16 protein-coding genes are annotated in these 16,511 nt (G+C 33.4%); 8 read left to right on the forward strand and 8 right to left on the reverse strand.

Annotation, left to right across the window (positions count from 1 at the left end):
* Nucleotides 1-31: 31 nt before the first annotated feature.
* Complete coding sequence (locus tag IPN31_00335; protein ID MBK8680367.1) at nt 32-1,561, forward strand: AbgT family transporter; 1,530 nt, start codon at nt 32-34, stop codon at nt 1,559-1,561.
* A gap of 84 nt (nt 1,562-1,645) precedes the next feature.
* On the opposite strand, the gene IPN31_00340 is transcribed toward IPN31_00335, so the two are convergent.
* From IPN31_00340 to IPN31_00350, 3 genes are all read right to left on the reverse strand, one after another.
* A complete protein-coding gene (locus IPN31_00340; protein ID MBK8680368.1) occupies nt 1,646-2,830 on the reverse strand; it encodes a peptidoglycan DD-metalloendopeptidase family protein in 1,185 nt (394 codons plus the stop codon).
* Nucleotides 2,831-3,042: 212 nt separating this feature from the next.
* Nucleotides 3,043-3,621 carry a hypothetical protein gene (locus IPN31_00345; protein MBK8680369.1) on the reverse strand — a complete coding sequence of 193 codons (579 nt, stop codon included), beginning with the start codon at nt 3,619-3,621 and terminating at the stop codon, nt 3,043-3,045.
* 66 nt (nt 3,622-3,687) lie between these two features.
* A complete protein-coding gene (locus IPN31_00350; protein MBK8680370.1) occupies nt 3,688-4,098 on the reverse strand; it encodes an acyl-CoA thioesterase in 411 nt (136 codons plus the stop codon).
* Between the two features lie 50 nt (nt 4,099-4,148).
* Between IPN31_00350 and IPN31_00355 the strand changes: the two genes are divergently transcribed.
* Nucleotides 4,149-5,015 (forward strand): SDR family oxidoreductase, encoded by an 867-nt coding sequence (locus tag IPN31_00355; GenBank protein ID MBK8680371.1) that lies wholly within the window; start codon nt 4,149-4,151, stop codon nt 5,013-5,015.
* Nucleotides 5,016-5,286: 271 nt separating this feature from the next.
* Here IPN31_00355 and murB read toward each other — a convergent pair whose 3' ends face one another.
* Nucleotides 5,287-6,300 carry a UDP-N-acetylmuramate dehydrogenase gene (gene murB, locus IPN31_00360; protein ID MBK8680372.1) on the reverse strand — a complete coding sequence of 338 codons (1,014 nt, stop codon included), beginning with the start codon at nt 6,298-6,300 and terminating at the stop codon, nt 5,287-5,289.
* 90 nt (nt 6,301-6,390) lie between these two features.
* On the opposite strand from murB, the gene IPN31_00365 reads away from it, so the two are divergent.
* The 3 genes from IPN31_00365 to IPN31_00375 are packed head-to-tail and all read left to right on the forward strand — an operon-like array spanning nt 6,391 to nt 9,214.
* Nucleotides 6,391-7,683 carry a hypothetical protein gene (locus tag IPN31_00365; GenBank protein ID MBK8680373.1) on the forward strand — a complete coding sequence of 431 codons (1,293 nt, stop codon included), beginning with the start codon at nt 6,391-6,393 and terminating at the stop codon, nt 7,681-7,683.
* Between the two features lie 36 nt (nt 7,684-7,719).
* The gene (locus tag IPN31_00370) at nt 7,720-9,036 is read left to right on the forward strand and encodes a hypothetical protein (protein ID MBK8680374.1); all 1,317 of its coding nucleotides are present in this window, start codon (nt 7,720-7,722) and stop codon (nt 9,034-9,036) included.
* Complete coding sequence (locus tag IPN31_00375) at nt 9,008-9,214, forward strand: T9SS type A sorting domain-containing protein (protein MBK8680375.1); 207 nt, start codon at nt 9,008-9,010, stop codon at nt 9,212-9,214. Before IPN31_00370 ends, IPN31_00375 begins: the two co-directional genes overlap by 29 nt.
* Here the strand turns inward: IPN31_00375 and IPN31_00380 are convergent, their stop codons facing one another.
* From IPN31_00380 to IPN31_00390, 3 genes are all read right to left on the reverse strand, one after another.
* A complete protein-coding gene (locus tag IPN31_00380) occupies nt 9,215-10,654 on the reverse strand; it encodes a tetratricopeptide repeat protein (protein MBK8680376.1) in 1,440 nt (479 codons plus the stop codon). It abuts the gene before it with no gap.
* Between the two features lie 106 nt (nt 10,655-10,760).
* The gene (locus IPN31_00385) at nt 10,761-11,501 is read right to left on the reverse strand and encodes a hypothetical protein (GenBank protein MBK8680377.1); all 741 of its coding nucleotides are present in this window, start codon (nt 11,499-11,501) and stop codon (nt 10,761-10,763) included.
* Nucleotides 11,502-11,503: 2 nt separating this feature from the next.
* On the reverse strand, nt 11,504-12,598 hold the full coding sequence (locus IPN31_00390) for a Nif3-like dinuclear metal center hexameric protein (GenBank protein ID MBK8680378.1): 1,095 nt from the start codon (nt 12,596-12,598) through the stop codon (nt 11,504-11,506).
* Between the two features lie 304 nt (nt 12,599-12,902).
* Here IPN31_00390 and IPN31_00395 point away from each other — a divergent pair, with 304 nt between their 5' ends.
* Nucleotides 12,903-13,820: a Fic family protein gene (locus IPN31_00395; protein ID MBK8680379.1), complete on the forward strand. Its 918-nt coding sequence runs from the start codon at nt 12,903-12,905 to the stop codon at nt 13,818-13,820.
* Nucleotides 13,821-13,931: 111 nt separating this feature from the next.
* On the opposite strand, the gene IPN31_00400 is transcribed toward IPN31_00395, so the two are convergent.
* On the reverse strand, nt 13,932-14,282 hold the full coding sequence (locus IPN31_00400) for a Nif3-like dinuclear metal center hexameric protein (protein MBK8680380.1): 351 nt from the start codon (nt 14,280-14,282) through the stop codon (nt 13,932-13,934).
* Nucleotides 14,283-14,626: 344 nt separating this feature from the next.
* On the opposite strand from IPN31_00400, the gene IPN31_00405 reads away from it, so the two are divergent.
* Nucleotides 14,627-15,505, forward strand: coding sequence for a Fic family protein (locus IPN31_00405; protein MBK8680381.1), 879 nt, complete (start codon nt 14,627-14,629; stop codon nt 15,503-15,505).
* Nucleotides 15,506-15,690: 185 nt separating this feature from the next.
* Entirely contained in the window at nt 15,691-16,506 is an 816-nt protein-coding gene (locus tag IPN31_00410; GenBank protein ID MBK8680382.1) for a hypothetical protein, read from the forward strand.
* The last annotated feature ends 5 nt before the right edge of the window (nt 16,507-16,511 follow it).

Consider the following 16,511-nt stretch of genomic DNA (forward strand, 5'->3'; position numbering starts at 1 on the left):
AACTTAATTTTTCTCAACCAAATAATTTTTGATGAATACAGGTGTACCCGTAAAAAAAACATGGACAGATAAATTTTTGTCCGGAGTTGAACGTATCGGAAATGCATTGCCACATCCCGCAACATTATTTGCATTGTTGGCTTTGCTTGTAATAGTTCTTTCCGGAATTATCAGTTTATTTAATGTAAGTGTTGCGCATCCCGGCACAGGTGAAACAGTAGAAGTATTTAATTTATTAAGTCGTGAAGGCTTGGCAATGATCCTCACAAAATTGGTTACCAATTTCACATCATTTGCACCATTGGGAACTGTATTGGTTGCATTGTTAGGAATTGGAATTGCAGAAGGTTCAGGATTAATAGGTGCACTGTTACGCATGCTTGTGTTATCATCACCAAAAAGATTATTAACTGCAGTAATTGTATTTGCAGGGGTGATGAGTAATGCGGCAAGTGAAGTGGGTTATGTTTTATTAGTGCCCTTAGCTGCAATTATTTTTCTTGCTGTTGGTCGTAATCCACTCGCAGGATTAGCAGCCGCATTTGCCGGTGTAAGTGGTGGTTATAGTGCTAATTTATTATTAGGAACTGTTGATCCGTTACTTGCCGGTTTATCTACCGAAGCTGCAAAAATTATTGATCCTTCTTATTTAGTAAATCCTGCTTGTAATTATTTTTTCATGTTTGTTTCTACTTTTTTAATAACAGGTTTAGGTACATGGGTAACTGAAAAAATTGTGGAACCCCGATTGGGCACTTATCATGGTGATGAAACAGCGGAAGAAATAAAAACCCTGAGCAAAGATGAAAGAAAAGGAGTGCGATATGCTGCTATAACTGCTTTGATTTTTACGGGATTAATTCTTTGGGGATTAATTCCTGAAAATGGTTTTTTGCGTGATCCGGAAACACATAGTATTTTGCATTCACCATTTCTGCAAGGCATTGTTGCATTATTATTTATTTCTTCAGCAGCCTGTGGTATTGCATATGGCATTGGTGCAAAAACTATTCGCAGTGATAACGATGTAATGAAAGGCATGGCAAAAGCAATGGAGACTTTAGGTTCTTATATTGTTCTTGTGTTTTTTGCTGCGCAATTTGTTGCGTTTTTTAACTGGACAAATCTTGGGTTGATAACCGCAATTAATGGTGCTGATTTTTTAAAATCAACAGGCATACAAGGCATACCACTCATGTTATTATTTATTTTAATTGCTGCTTCTATTAATCTTGTTATGGGGAGTGCATCTGCGAAATGGGCTATTATGGCGCCGGTATTTATTCCGATGTTTATGCTGTTGGGATACACTCCTGAATACACACAAATGGTATATCGCATTGGCGATAGTGTTACCAATATTATCTCACCGATGATGAGTTACTTCGCACTCATTGTTGCATTTATTCAGCGCTATGATAAGAAGGCGGGAATAGGTACTGTAATTTCTACAATGCTTCCCTATACAATTGTATTTACAATCGGTTGGAGTTTATTATTAGTCATCTGGGTATTGCTTGGATTACCAATTGGACCTGGTGCAACTATTCATATGCCGTAAAAAAATATTGAACTTAGATTTTAAGTATTTATAATGTTGAATTCCTATTTATCTGAAGGGAACTCTGTTGGAATTCAACTATAATTAATACACCCAAAACATCTTATTAAAATTTTGCTTTCCGGTAATGTTCAGTATATAAATTCCTTTCGACCAATGTGAAGTTTCAATTGAATGAAATGTTGTTCCTGCTGATAATTTATCTGCATATAAAATTCTGCCATCAGTTTGCAATACAGTAATTTGATTATCCTCTTCATGTGGTGAAGTAAATTGTAATGTAATCGCATTATTAAAACTTAAAACAGAAATAGTTTTATCAAGATCAAAAGTATTTACAACAGGTGCTGTAAGTTCAAATGTGGTAGTGATTTTTTCCTCGCCATTTAATAAATACACTACTGTAAAAATACCTGCAGGAGAATCCGGTGGAATATCAATATATGACCAGAAATAGTAATACCAAAGTTCTTCGGGATGTATATAATCAAAGTGATACCAAAGCTCACCGGAAGGTGTAAACCATTGCACTGTACTAACGTCACCGGCCTTTACTCCATAGCCTTGCATCCAGAAATTAATTACTTCATCATCAGCAGAAAAAACAGGAATTGTTGGCAGTCGTTCTTTCAGTGTATCGAGTGTGGGAATAAAATTGCTTGTCCCATAGTCAATAATTCCAAAAGTATAAACATACGGCAAGGGGTCTATCCATAATGTAGTTGCATTTCCGCAAGGGCCTTCGAATGGGTCAATATTATAAAGTGAATCGTACCAAACTTCAAAATGTAAATGCGGATCGCTGGTGAAACCCGAGCTACCAATTTGTCCGATAATTTCACCTGCAATTATTGTATCACCTTCAGAAACTGTAGCGCTATTTTTTTTCAAATGCGCATAATAGGTGTACATTAAATTTTCGTGTTTAATACAAATATAATTTCCGAAACCTCCACTCACTGCTGTTTTATTTCTGTCGAATAAAGTATCAAGTACAAAAGTGACTACACCATCATCAGCAGCTAAAACATTTACACCGCTATCCATCTGATTAAAATTCCGAATTACGAAATCTGTACCCTGATGTCCATCATAGGTTTTTTCATTACATTGATGATCGCCAATATCTGTCCATTTCCAATCCACATAATTCACGAGATAATAATCTTCCATATAAACAGCATCAACAGGATTTATAAACTGTGGTGATTGTGCGGATGCAGAAGCAAAGCATAAGAATAAAATAGAAAAGGAAAAATACATTTTCATGATAGATAAACTTTTGTGTGTTGTGCTCTCATAGTGATAATCGCAGGAAATTTTGTGGGAATCAAATAATGCTTGTTCTATTTATATTTTGATATGTAGTTTTGATAAACATTTAGCTAAAGTAATAATTAGATTCTTTGATACAGGATTTTTAAAAGCTTCCTAATACTTGATTAACGAATTGCACAGTGGTAAATATGAGAAAAGAAAAATTATAATGAATCTAAATTTTCAACTGACTTTATAAAAATTCCTTCTTGAAAGTAAAAGAAATTCCCTTGAAAATATTGATTTTGTTGTGTTAAATCAAAAATGAATTTGGATCTATATTGAGATGTAAATTGAGTGTGATAATGTTTTGTATCTATTCCAAAAATTGGTTTGTCAATAATATAATTTTTATTCATTAAATCGTAGTCATAATATTCAGCTACAATAAATAATTCAAGTTTTTTATTAGTACAATATTCTTGTAGAAGATCAAAACTATAACAATACTTTCCTTTACAATGTGGAGACCATATATATAGAAGTGCTTCACTACTTTGACTGATGCATTTTTTAAGTGCAATACCATTTACTATATATATCTGAGGAACAGAATCATTTTTTACATTACATAAATTTTCTTCAGGATAATCTTCAACTAACAAATCGGGGGAGAGGTCTTTGGTTTTATTGTAATAGCCGATTAGTCCTTGTGAAGTACCATTAATTTGACAGGCACTAAATAAAAAACAACTTGTGATTAATACAGTTACAATAATTATTATTTGAATATTGCTTTTCACATCATACTGTTTTAACCCTAGTGTTTCCGCAGTGTTACCCAGAGAGAACTCTGTGGGGATTCAAAATCAATTAACTTTTTTCGGAAATACCTTTTGCAAAATATCCTCACTTAAGTCCACCGATTTACCGGTTGATTTATCTACAATCACAAATGTTACATCGGCTTCTGCAATCAATTTATTATTCGCTTTATTGGTAATTAACTGTTGTAGAATCACTTTGCGTTTCCCAATTTCTTTTTCTGTTGTGTGCATTATTAATGTGTCATTCAGATATGCGGGATAGCGATAACTGATATTTATATTAACCACAACAAATCCTAAATTTTGTGCGTCGAAAATACCATCAATAAGCACTGTTTCAAAATAGGCCCAACGAGCTTCTTCCAAAAATTCAAGGTAGCGTGCATTATTTACATGTTGATACAGATCTAAATGATAACCCCGCACTTTAATTTCAATATCGTTTTTATTCATAGTCATTTTAAGTAGATTTACTGCAACAGAAATTTTTAAAATACGAAGTTATGTATAATGAACCGATGCTGCGTGATGGCACATTAAAAGATAAAACGATAATTGTAACAGGTGGCGGAACAGGATTAGGAAAATCCATGACCACTTATTTTTTACAGTTGGGAGCCAATGTAATTATTACCAGCAGAAAGTTGGATGTATTGCAAAAAACAGCGGATGAATTAGCTGCAAAAACAGGTGGAAAAATTTTAGCTCTTGCTTGTGATGTGCGCAATTATGAAGAAGTGGAAAACATGTTGCAACAATCAATAGCGCATTTTGGAAAAGTGGATGTGCTTGTAAATAATGCAGCAGGAAATTTTATTTCACCTACAGAAAGATTATCCAATCGTGCATTTGATACTGTGGTTGACATTGTTTTAAAAGGCAGTTATAATTGCACATTAGCATTAGGAAAATATTGGATTGCAGAAAAATTAAAAGGTACTGTTATGAGTATTGTTACTACGTATGCATTTACCGGTTCAGGATATGTCGTGCCTAGTGCTGTTGCAAAGGCAGGCGTACTTTCTATGACAAGATCATTAGCGGTTGAATGGGCGAAATATGGAATAAGATTAAATGCAATTGCACCCGGACCGTTTCCTACAGAAGGTGCATGGAGTAGATTAATTCCGCCGGGTTTGGAAGATGATTTTGATCTTGCGAAAAAAATACCCGTTGGTCGTGCAGGTGATCATCAGGAATTAGCAAATCTCGCTGCGTATTTAGTTTCTGATTTCAGTGCGTATGTAAATGGCGAAGTGATTGTAATAGATGGCGGCGAATGGTTGAAAGGTGCAGGTGAATTTAATATGCTTGAAAAAGTGCCTGAGAAAATGTGGGATATGATGGAGAAGATGCGGAAGAAAAATTGACAATGGACAGTTGACAATTGACAATAAAAAAACTCATCACTTACTAAAAGGTTATTAGCTTTTAGCCGTTAGCTATTGGCTAAAAAACTTTGACAATTGACTTTTTAAATTGACAATGGACAGTTGACAATTGACAATGAAAAAAATCATCACTCATTAATTTACCATTTACCATTTATAATTTACAATTGCCTTTTGCCTTTTGCCTATTGCTTATTTTTTTTCCTCACTATTCACCATTCACCATTCACCATTCACTATTCACCATTCACTAAAACACATTCACTTCCGGCTCTATCGTTACGCCGAATTTTTCAAACACTGTTTTTTGAATTTGAATAGCAAGTGCTATTATTTCTTTACCTGTTGCTCCACCATAATTTACTAATACCAATGCTTGATCTTTATGAGCGCCGGTGTTTCCAATGCGCTTGCCTTTAAAGCCACATTGTTCAATCATCCAACCCGCAGGAATTTTAGTTGTCGTTTCTGATGTGGGATAGCCGGGTATATCCGGAAATTGTTTTTTCAAATTTTCATACACCGATTTTTCTACTTCCGGATTTTTAAAAAAACTTCCTGCATTGCCAATCACAGCAGGATCCGGAAGTTTACTTTGGCGAATTGCTATTACTGCATCAGAAATATCTTTTACTGTTGGATTGGTAATATTATTTTTTGATAATGTGTGTTGAATAGCACCATAACTTGTATTCAATGTTGGATTTTTTTGCAATTGCAGCGTAACAGAAATGATGATATACTTTCCTTTCCAAGCATGTTTAAAAATGCTGTTGCGATAACCGAAATTGCAAGTAGATTTATCTACAGTAATTATTTTTCCAGTTTGCAATTCCATCGCTTCTAACTCCACAAACACATCTTGCAATTCTACACCATAAGCACCAATATTTTGAATAGGTGAAGCACCGACACAACCTGGGATTAAGGATAAATTTTCTATACCACCAAAATTATTTTCAACACAAAACATTACTAAGTTATGCCATGTTTCTCCCGCCATAGCTTTAATTAAGATTGTATCTGTATCTTCTTTAGTCTGTGTAATTCCTTTCAGGTTATTTTTAATTACCAATCCATTATAATCTTGAGTGAACAACAAATTACTACCACCCCCGAGTATAAGTATGTTTTCGTTTTTATTCACTATTTCAGGTAGGGATTCTAAATCGGACATTTCATTTATTTCAACAAACTGTTGCGCATTCACTGCTATGCCGAATGTATTGTATGCTTGTAAGCTTATGTTTTTCTGAACTTGCAATGTGATAATGTTTACTTGTTGATTACAAAAGTATAGGTTGTAATTTTAAATATTCAGTTTTACAAAATATTCAAATCACATTACAACTTAATGCAGCTAACTATTGGAAATAAAACTATAAAGCCTATTATCTATTTCTGCCTGTTACTATTTGCAACAAGTATATATTTTGGGTTTAATAAAAATAAACATGGAGCTGAAGGGGTGATTTATTCAGATGCTGAAGGGTATTATATGTATTTACCCGCAGTGTTTATTTATCATGGATTTAAGGATATTCCCATAGCTTATACAAAACAGTTTATTCCTGATTCTGCAACCGGAATCATTTATACAAAGTATACTTGTGGTGTTGCAATTTTGCAATTACCGTTCTTCCTCACCACACATTTATTTGCATCTTTTATAAACCCAGATCTAGCAACAGGTTATTCTTATCCCTATCGAGCTGCAATAATTGTAGCTGGCTCGTTTTACATGATTTTAGGTTTGTACTTTGTCTGTTTATTTTTATTAAAAAGCTATAATATTGAAACTGTAATAGTCACTGCATTTTTTTTATTTGTAGGCACTAACTTATATTATTATACCTTGGATGAGCCAGGTATGTCGCATGTGTATTCCTTTTTTTTAATGGCGTTATTTATTTTTTTAACACCAAAAATTATTTATGAATTTTCTATAAAACGATTGTTTTGGTTTTCATTTATTTTAGGAATTATAGCTTTAGTAAGACCTTCAAACATCATAATCGGATTATTCCCTCTATTGTATTCTTTAAACCATGTTTCGGAGATTAAAAACAGACTCACTTTGTTTTTAGGCTCATTAAAAAAAATATTAATTGCAGCGCTCGCATTTGCTATTCCATTTATTCCGCAGTTTATATACTGGGATTACACAAGCGGATCTATTGTCAATTATTCATACGGCGACGAAGGATTTACAAGTTGGATGACTCCACATTTTCTTGATGTTTGGTTTAGCGTTTGGAATGGCTTATTTATTTATACGCCTTTAGCATTAGTGATTATAGTAAGTTTAATTGTGATGATATATAAAAAGCATACTAATGCATGGTTGGTTTTGCTGATATTTATATTAGCCAGTTATATTTTTGGCAGTTGGCACATGTGGTGGTTTGGAGGTTCATTTGGACATAGATGTTTCGTAGAATATTATGCATTGTTAGCTATTCCCTTCGCCTATTTTATAAATGTTACTGTATTTAATAATAAAATTTGGGTGCGGTTTTTATCCATAATTTTTTTATTATCGCTTTCCTATTACAATATAATGTTGAGCTATATTTATATTGCACCTTGGTACGGTGAAGAGTGGGGATGGAAAGAATATTTTATTCAGGTGATGAGAATATTTTAAATGGTTTTATGTGGGTTATTAAAATTTTAAAAATTTATGATTGTAAAATTTAGAATTGGTTTTGTATTTGTTTTGATAATGCATTTATCATTAATGAGTGAGCGATTATTTGCTCAGTCATTTCATATATTTCCCGTTGAACATACTTTAACGTATCAGAAGAGTGATTCCACTATTTATTTTTCCAAAATCATTAATCAATTGGATGTACCTGAAGGCTCCATTTATTTTTTTAATAGTTTGATAGATACAAATAATGCCGGGATTTTAGAATGCTTATTCTATACACAAGATACTTCAATACTGGGTACTAAATATTTAGTAAATGAAAATGGATATGATATTTTATTTAATCGAAATGGTGATAGTATATTTTTCAAACCCGGTGCTACTTTAAATGAGGAATGGAAATTTTACACTTTTGAAAATGGAGATTATGTAACAGCAAAATACACAACTCCATTATACTTAACTATTGTAGGGACAGTATTTGATTCTTTAAAACGGTGTGAATTATCAGTGTTTGATATGAATGATTTACCAATCACAAGTCACTGGTTAGATACTGCATACGTGGATATGACTAAGAATTATGGCTTGTCCAGATTCTATAATATAAATGAATTTCCGGTAGATACTTCAAGTTTCAAATTGTTTGGAAGAAATAATCCGGATACCTCAGTTACGGATGTTACAGTTTATGATGCATTCAACTTCCAACTCGGCAACGAATTTCATTATATCACTGAAAAATTAATTGGAGATATAGAATCAATTTACAGTTTGAAAAAAGAAAAGTTTTTTGTGTTGGATAAAACACAATATGCAGATTCCGTAAAATATGTAATGTATCATGCTGCTTGGGAAGCAACGTCTTCCGGATTTGAAGCACCGGATACGATTCGCACTATTGATACAGTAACTATTACTTATCGTTATGCTGATTATGCTTTTCTGGATTCATTGGAAATGACTTTACTGCAAGCAAATAATTTTGGGTATTCTGATTTTTTCAAATCGGATACTATTTATTGGGGTAGAGCTTATAAAGAAGTATTTGATTGGTTTGATTATGATGCAAGCGAAAATTGTTTAAGTAATTCGGATAATATTTATTTACCTGAACAGAGATATGGAGATGGCATTGGAATTATGCATTATAAAGATTCTACTGACGTAGCAAATTATATTATTAAAGATCAGGTATGGTTTCAAAAAGGATTGGAAGTGTGGGGCGATCCAATAGATTTTGAAGAGTTGGGTGTGGTGGATGTAAAAGATATTATTGCTTACGGACAAATACAGTTGTATCCAAATCCTGCAAATGATAATATACTTTTTTACTTTACCTGAAATAGATAATACAATTGAAATAACTATAACTGATATGCAGGGAAAAAATGTGTTATCACAAACAATGCAGGCAACTTCTGTAATGCAATTAAATATTTCAGAATTCATTCAAGGATTTTATTTGATACATATTTCCGGTGAAAAAATATCTTATAACGGCAAGTTTATTAAAAACTAACTATTTACTTTTTAAACGATTTAAACCCGCCTTTGCCTGACTGTCGAGTCCCGTTTTATATTCTTCATTGCGCATAGCAATGCATTTATCAAAATACTGTTTTGCCTTTGTGTAATCACCTTCCTGCTCATAAATTTCGCCCAGCTTTAATGCAGCACTTGCAGCAAAATATTGCGGAAGATTTTCTCCGTATTTAATTGTAGAAAAATAAAAACCTTTTGCTTGTGATGGGTTTCCACTTGCGTGATAAATGCGTCCGGCCCGATAAGTAAATTCTGCTTTTTCACGGGGCTCAGTAAAATTATCTGTAGAATATCCCTCCAGATTTTTTAATGCTTCTTTATAATATCCACCGTCAAATAATAATCGGGAGCGCAATAATACAATATTGGGAATATAGCCACTTTTTGCTTCTAACAATGCTTGCTTGTCGTCGTCAATTATATCATCACCTTTAGCAATACATAATTGCATGTACTCTTTATATTTTATTTTATCCCCTTGCAACAATGCATTCCAAGCCAATTTTTGATAGGCTTCTTTAATATAATTTTTTCCTTTAAAGTTGCTGAGAAAAGTATTGAAATAAATACTTGCGGTGGGATCTAATTTTCGTAAATGTGCAAGTCCTTGTAAAAAATCAAGGAAGGGAAATGGGAAATAGTTGCTTCCTTTTGGTCGATTATTTAATACAGTAATTGCTTCATTGTTTTTTCCGGTTCTCATACCGATACTTGCCACACAAAAAGTATTCAACAAATTATTTTTTGTATCCAGATCTTTCACCATGTTCCAAGCTTTTGTATCATCTTTCTGTAGATAGAGTGAAAGAAATGCATAATATAAATATGCTTCTTGTGTGAAAAGAAATGTATTGGTTTTTGAATAATTAATAACAGATTCTAATTCAAACATGCCTTGGTCAATTGTGCCGTCCATGCCTAAAATGCTAACTCCCCATTTATATTTATCAGGAATTGCACCCACAATAGCATGTAGCATTCCCAGACTTTTTTTGTTGGCGATAAAAAATGGAAACTTACGATCGTTTTCTTCCAACATAAGAAATGCTTTGCGTACTTCATTAAATGCAGTTACATATTCTTCAAACTTCAACCTTGCAAATGCCCATTGAATTTGTATTTCTGCCTGACAATATAAATAGTAGGGAGAAGTGTTATCACCTGCTTTTATTTTGTTGAGTCGTATATCTTTATTTTTTGATAGCGCATCAAAAGTGGTTTTATCTTCACTGATATAAATGGAAATAAAATCAATGGTATTTTCTAAGAAATAGGGAATTAAATTATTTGGATTCGCTGCTTTTTCATTAACAAGAATTTTTTTTGCTTCAGTAAATTGCAGCGATTGAATGTATTGATGTGCAGAAGTGCAATTGGAATTAAAATCAAAGGTTTGTGATTGAATGGCGCTATTCAAAAAAAACAAAAATATAACGCATACACCAATCCTGTTTATTAAAACCACTTCTAAAGATTTATGTGTAAGATGCAATGTGAATTACATCGGATGCAATAGTGGAATATTAACTTTCCAACGAAACATCGTCCATAAGAATACGGCCGCAATGTTCGCAGATAATAATTTTCTTTGCTTGCTTAATTTCTGATTGTACCTGAGGAGGAACCACTGCAAAACACCCACCGCATGAATTACGCTCCACATTAACAACAGCCAAACCATTGCGATAATTATTGCGAATACGATAATAAGCAGCTAATACTTGTGGATCCAAATCCTTCTCCGCTTTAGCTACTTTTTTCTGAAAATCCGCCTCTTCTTTTTCGGTATCAGCTATGATGTGTTCTAATTCTTCTTTTTTCTTTTTCAATTCTTTTTGCTTCACAACCAATTCTTCCTTGGACTGTTCCTGAATTTGAATTTTCAACTCCTTCGTAGTAGAGGCAGCTAATATTTTCTTTTCATTCAGTTCTATATCCAAATTATTCATCTCCACTTCTTTCGTCAATGCATCATATTCACGGCTGTTCTTTACGTTGGCCTGCTGCTTTTCATATTTTTTAATCAGCTCTTTACTTTGAATGATAGAATTTTTGCGGTCTGCAATATCAGATTCAATCAACTTTAATTCTGCATCCAGATTTTTCATTCGTGTATCCAACCCAGTGATCTCATCATCCAGGTCGCTCACCTCCATCGGAAGTTCCCCTTTCAGTACTGTTATTTCATCAATTTTAGAGTGGATTTTCTGTAATTTATTAAGCGCTTGAAGGCTTTCTTTAACGGTAAGTTCTGCTACTGCCATATTTATAAGTAATTAACTGGATTAGTATTTATACTGGAAAAATGAAGGGCAAAGTTAGGAAATTTTTTCTGCAAAAGGTTAGCTATAAGCGGTATTGTAAATTGTTCGCTTTCATAATGTCCGATATCTGCAATTAATATTTTATTGTCGGCATCAAAAAATTGGTGGTATTTAAAATCGGCACTAATAAAGGCATCGGCGCCCGCACGGATAGCATCCTGTAGCAGAAAACTCCCTGAACCACCACAGATAGCAACTTTTTTAATGGACTTATGAAGAAGTGCAGTGTGTCGGACACACTCCGTTTTCATTTTCTCTTTCAGGAATTCAAGAAAATAAGTTTCTTCAAAAGGATGAGTAAAACTGCCAATCATTCCTGCTCCGATATTTTGATATGTATTTGCAAGCGGAATAATATCATAAGCCACTTCTTCATAGGGATGTGCTTTTTTCAAGGCGGTCATTATTGCAGCCTCTTTCCATCTGGGATAAATTACTTCTATTCTTATTTCGGGTTCTGCATGCGTAATTCCTCTTTCACCAATTACAGGATTGGAATCGTCATTTCCTCGAAAAGTACCTGTGCCCTCTGTATTAAAACTGCACTCATCATAATTGCCAATATTGCCGGCACCTGCATTGAACATTGCTTGACGTATATCCGCAGCATTCGCATGTGGCGCAAAGGTTACCAATTTAAATAGCTGACCTGCAATGGGTTTTAGTACTTGCAATTTTTTCAAACCAAGTGCTTCCGCAAAAGCAGAATTAACTCCAGCTTTAATATTGTCGAGATTTGTATGAATAGCATAAATGGCAATATTATTTTTTATAGCCTGAATTAAAATCCGCTCCACATAATTGCTTCCCGTAAGTTTTTTTATTCCACCAAAAATGATTGGATGATGCGCAATAATTAAATTGCTGTTGTTTTTAATTGCTGCGTTAACCACTGCTTCAGTAACATCCAATGCAATTACTGCAGATGTTATTTCCATATTACTATCACCCACTAATAAACCGGAATTATCATACGACTCTTGCAATGATTTTGGTGCAATGGATTCTAAGTGAGAGATTATTTCTTGTAAGATCATAGTAGAAAAATTTGCAAAATTTGCAGAAGTACAAATGTAAGTTGCTTGTATTAAAAAATACTGAAAAATGAATTCTTTTCAGTAGAGTGAGATACTATAATTTTCTTGACGAGTTTTATGAAAATGATAGACCTTCTTGCAAATTTGATGAGTGCTTTGGATTGTAAAGAAAGAGTTATTTAAGATAGAACAAAAGATATACTTGAACAAAGATTATAATTAAAAATATGATGGGGACCAATGTCGGTTATCAAAGCAAAATATTAATAGGGAAGTAGTTTATAGCTTAGCCCTCGGATACTAAATACCTATAAATTATCTGAAGACCGAACGAGAAAAGATTAATGAAAAAACAACAAAAATATCCATCCGCTTTTTTAATGACCGTGAAGTGCGGGCTCTTTGGGATGACATTCAAGCCAAGTGGTGGTTTTCGGTATTGGATATTGTGGGTGTTCTAAATTATGAAAGCCATTATAATAAAGTCCGCAATTATTGGAAATACCTGAAAGCTAAATTGAAGAAAGAAAATAGTGAAGTGGTTAGTGTTACTACCCAGTTCAAATTTATAGCTCCGGATGGCAAATTGCGTTTGGCGGATATGCTTGATAGCAATGGTGTATCGGCACTTGCCAAAAATTTTCCAAACAACAGGGCAATGAAGTTTTTAGACTGGTTTCTCTATAGCGATACCAGTATTGACGGACAAAGTAAAAAGAAAGCATACACCCTTTTCGAAAGCAATTTGATAAATGAATTTGAAGTAAGGACAACCACAGGTTTACAACAAATTCACGCATATCTGTTTGGTGGCTTGTATGATTTTGCCGGACAAATCAGGGAAAAAAACATTTCAAACGGAGGGCATCAATTTGTATATGCACAGCATTTAAAAACTACTTTGTTGCAAATAGATGCCATGCGGCAAACAAACCTTGATGACATAATATTCAAATATGCTGAAATGAACAAGGCACATCCTTTTATGGAAGGCAACGGCAGAAGCACGAGAATATGGCTGGATTTAATGTTGAAAAAAGAACTCAAAAAATGTGTGGATTGGAGCAAAATCAGTAAAGAAAATTACATGAATGCCATGATAATAAGTACTGTTGACATCAGTGTATTGGCACAACTGATTGTATCCGTACTTACTCACAAGATAAATGACAGGGAAATGTTTATGAAAGGGATTGATTACTCCTATTATTACGAAGAATGATAAAAGATAGCATTGGAAATACTAACCTTTTGAAATTATATTAAACAGTTTTTTATGCAGCGGACAATTGCATGATTCTAAAAAAAAATAGTGATGTATGCGTAGTCATTACTATATAGATGCAAAAGCCGAATTAACTCCGTTTTTAATATTATCCAGATTTGTATGGATAGCATAAATGGCAATATTATTTTTTATTGCTTGAATTAAAATCCGCTCTACATAATTGCTACCTGTAAGTTTTTTTATTCCACCAAAAATGATTGGATGATGCGCAATAATTAAATTGCTGTTGTTTTTAATTGCTGCGTTAACCACTGCTTCAGTAACATCCAATGCAATTACTGCAGATGTTATTTCCATATTGCTATCACCCACCAATAATCCGGAATTATCATACGACTCTTGCAATGATTTCGGAGCAATGGATTCTAAGTGGGAGATTATTTCTTGTAAGATCATAGTAGAAAATTTTACAAAATTTGCAGAAGTACAAATGTAAGTTGCTTGTATTAAAAAATACTGAAAAATGAATTCTTTTCATTAGAGTGAGATACTATAATTTTCTTGACGAGTTTTATGAAAATGATAGACCATCTTGCAAATTTGATGAGTGCTTTGGATTGTAAAGAAAGAGTTATCTATGGTAGAACAAAAGATATACTAGAACAAAGATTATTATTAAAAATATGATGGGGGCCAATGTCGGTTATCAAAGGAAACTATTAATAGGGAAGTAGTTTATAGCTTAGCCCTCGGATACTAAATACCTATAAATTATCTGAAGACCGAACGAGAAAAGATTAATGAAATCACAAATGAAAATATCCATCCGCTTTTTTAATGACCGTGAAGTGCGGGCTCTTTGGGATGACAAGCAAGGCAAGTGGTGGTTTTCGGTATTGGATATTGTGGGTGTTCTAAATGATGAAAGCGATTATAATAAAGTCCGCAATTATTGGAAATACCTGAAAGCTAAATTAAAGAAAGAAAATAGTGAAGTGGTTAGTGTTACTACCCAGTTCAAATTTATAGCTCCAGATGGCAAATTGCGTTTGGCGGATATGCTTGATAGCAATGGTGTATCGGCACTTGCCAAAAATTTTCCTAACAACAGGGCAATGAAGTTTTTAGACTGGTTTCTCTATAGCGATACCAGTATTGACGGACAAAGTAAAAAGAAAGCATACACCCTTTTCGAAAGCAATTTGATAAATGAATTTGAAGTAGGGACAGCAAAAGGGCTACAACAAATACATGCTTACCTGTTTGGTGGCTTGTATGATTTTGCAGGGCAAATCAGGGAAAAAAACATTTCGAAAGGAGGGTATCAATTTGTATATGCACAACATTTAAAAACTACTTTGTTGCAAATAGATGCCATGCGGCAAACAAACCTTGATGACATAATATTCAAATATGCTGAAATGAACAAGGCACATCCTTTTATGGAAGGCAACGGCAGAAGCACGAGAATATGGCTGGATTTAATGTTGAAAAAAGAACTCAAAAAATGTGTCGACTGGAGTAAAATCAGTAAAGAAAATTACATGAATGCCATGATAATAAGCACTGTTGACAGCAGTGTATTGGCGCAACTAATAGCAACTGCACTTACTAATAAAATAAACGACAGGGAAATTTTTATGAAGGGTATTGATTACTCCTATTACTACGAAGAATGATATAAGATAGCATAATAAATAAAAAAAATTGAGCGTTTGAAAAAATGAGACACATTAAAATTAATTTGCAGTGTGAAATAATTGAGATAGTAGGATAAATCTCAGGTTACTGTTTTTAATAGTGATAAAGGGTTACAATTTTTTTTATTTATTAAGTTTAAATTTTTTATCACAAATAGACTTCTTTGATCCGACTGTCTAGTATAGAATTAATTGAACGACATCATGTACTTGAGACAGGTACAAGACCATTGCTTGTCCATTGTTCAGATTTTAATTATTACATATGCAAGTATAACAGAACTAAAACAATTGCATATAAATTGGCTACAGAATATCTAGCTGCTTCATTTTTGAAATTGTGGGATTTGTATATACCACCCTTTAATTTAATTCAAATTCAAAACAGACACTTAAATGCAGAAACTGGCATTGGAATAATTAAAATTGACCAACCTTGTTTTGGGTCAATGCGCCTAAAAGATGCAGCGGAAGTTTCTGAGTACTACAATGAAATTAGTGCTGCTCAAAGTCGGAAATTTGCAGATAAAACAGAATTTTTAACAATAGCATTTTTTGATATCTGGATAAGTAATGATGATCGAAACATTAATAATTATAATATGCTTATTGTTAATGAAAATGATGGGCAACACTTTGTTCCTATTGATCATGGTGATTGCTTTCACACAGTAAACCACCATCTTCAGAATTATCCAATAACAGAAATTGATAGTATTCTTTCGAGTTCCATCTTATCTAAGCTTTACAAGGCATCTGAGCTTCGAAATGAGGGTTTTCTTGCCGCATTGATAGATAGGTGGTACTTTTGTTCTGAGAGTTGTAAAGCCAATTTAGAAGATTTAATTCAAGAAATACCTGATGAATGGCTTATTCCAAAGGAAAAATATTATGAGGAAATAAATACATATCTGTTTTCAGAAAAATGGTTTGAGACATGCATTCAAACATTTAGGGAGTATATTCAGTTATTAGAATAAGGACA

It is taken from the genome of Bacteroidota bacterium (assembly GCA_016715425.1).
Lineage (GTDB): Bacteria > Bacteroidota > Bacteroidia > Chitinophagales > BACL12 > JADKAC01.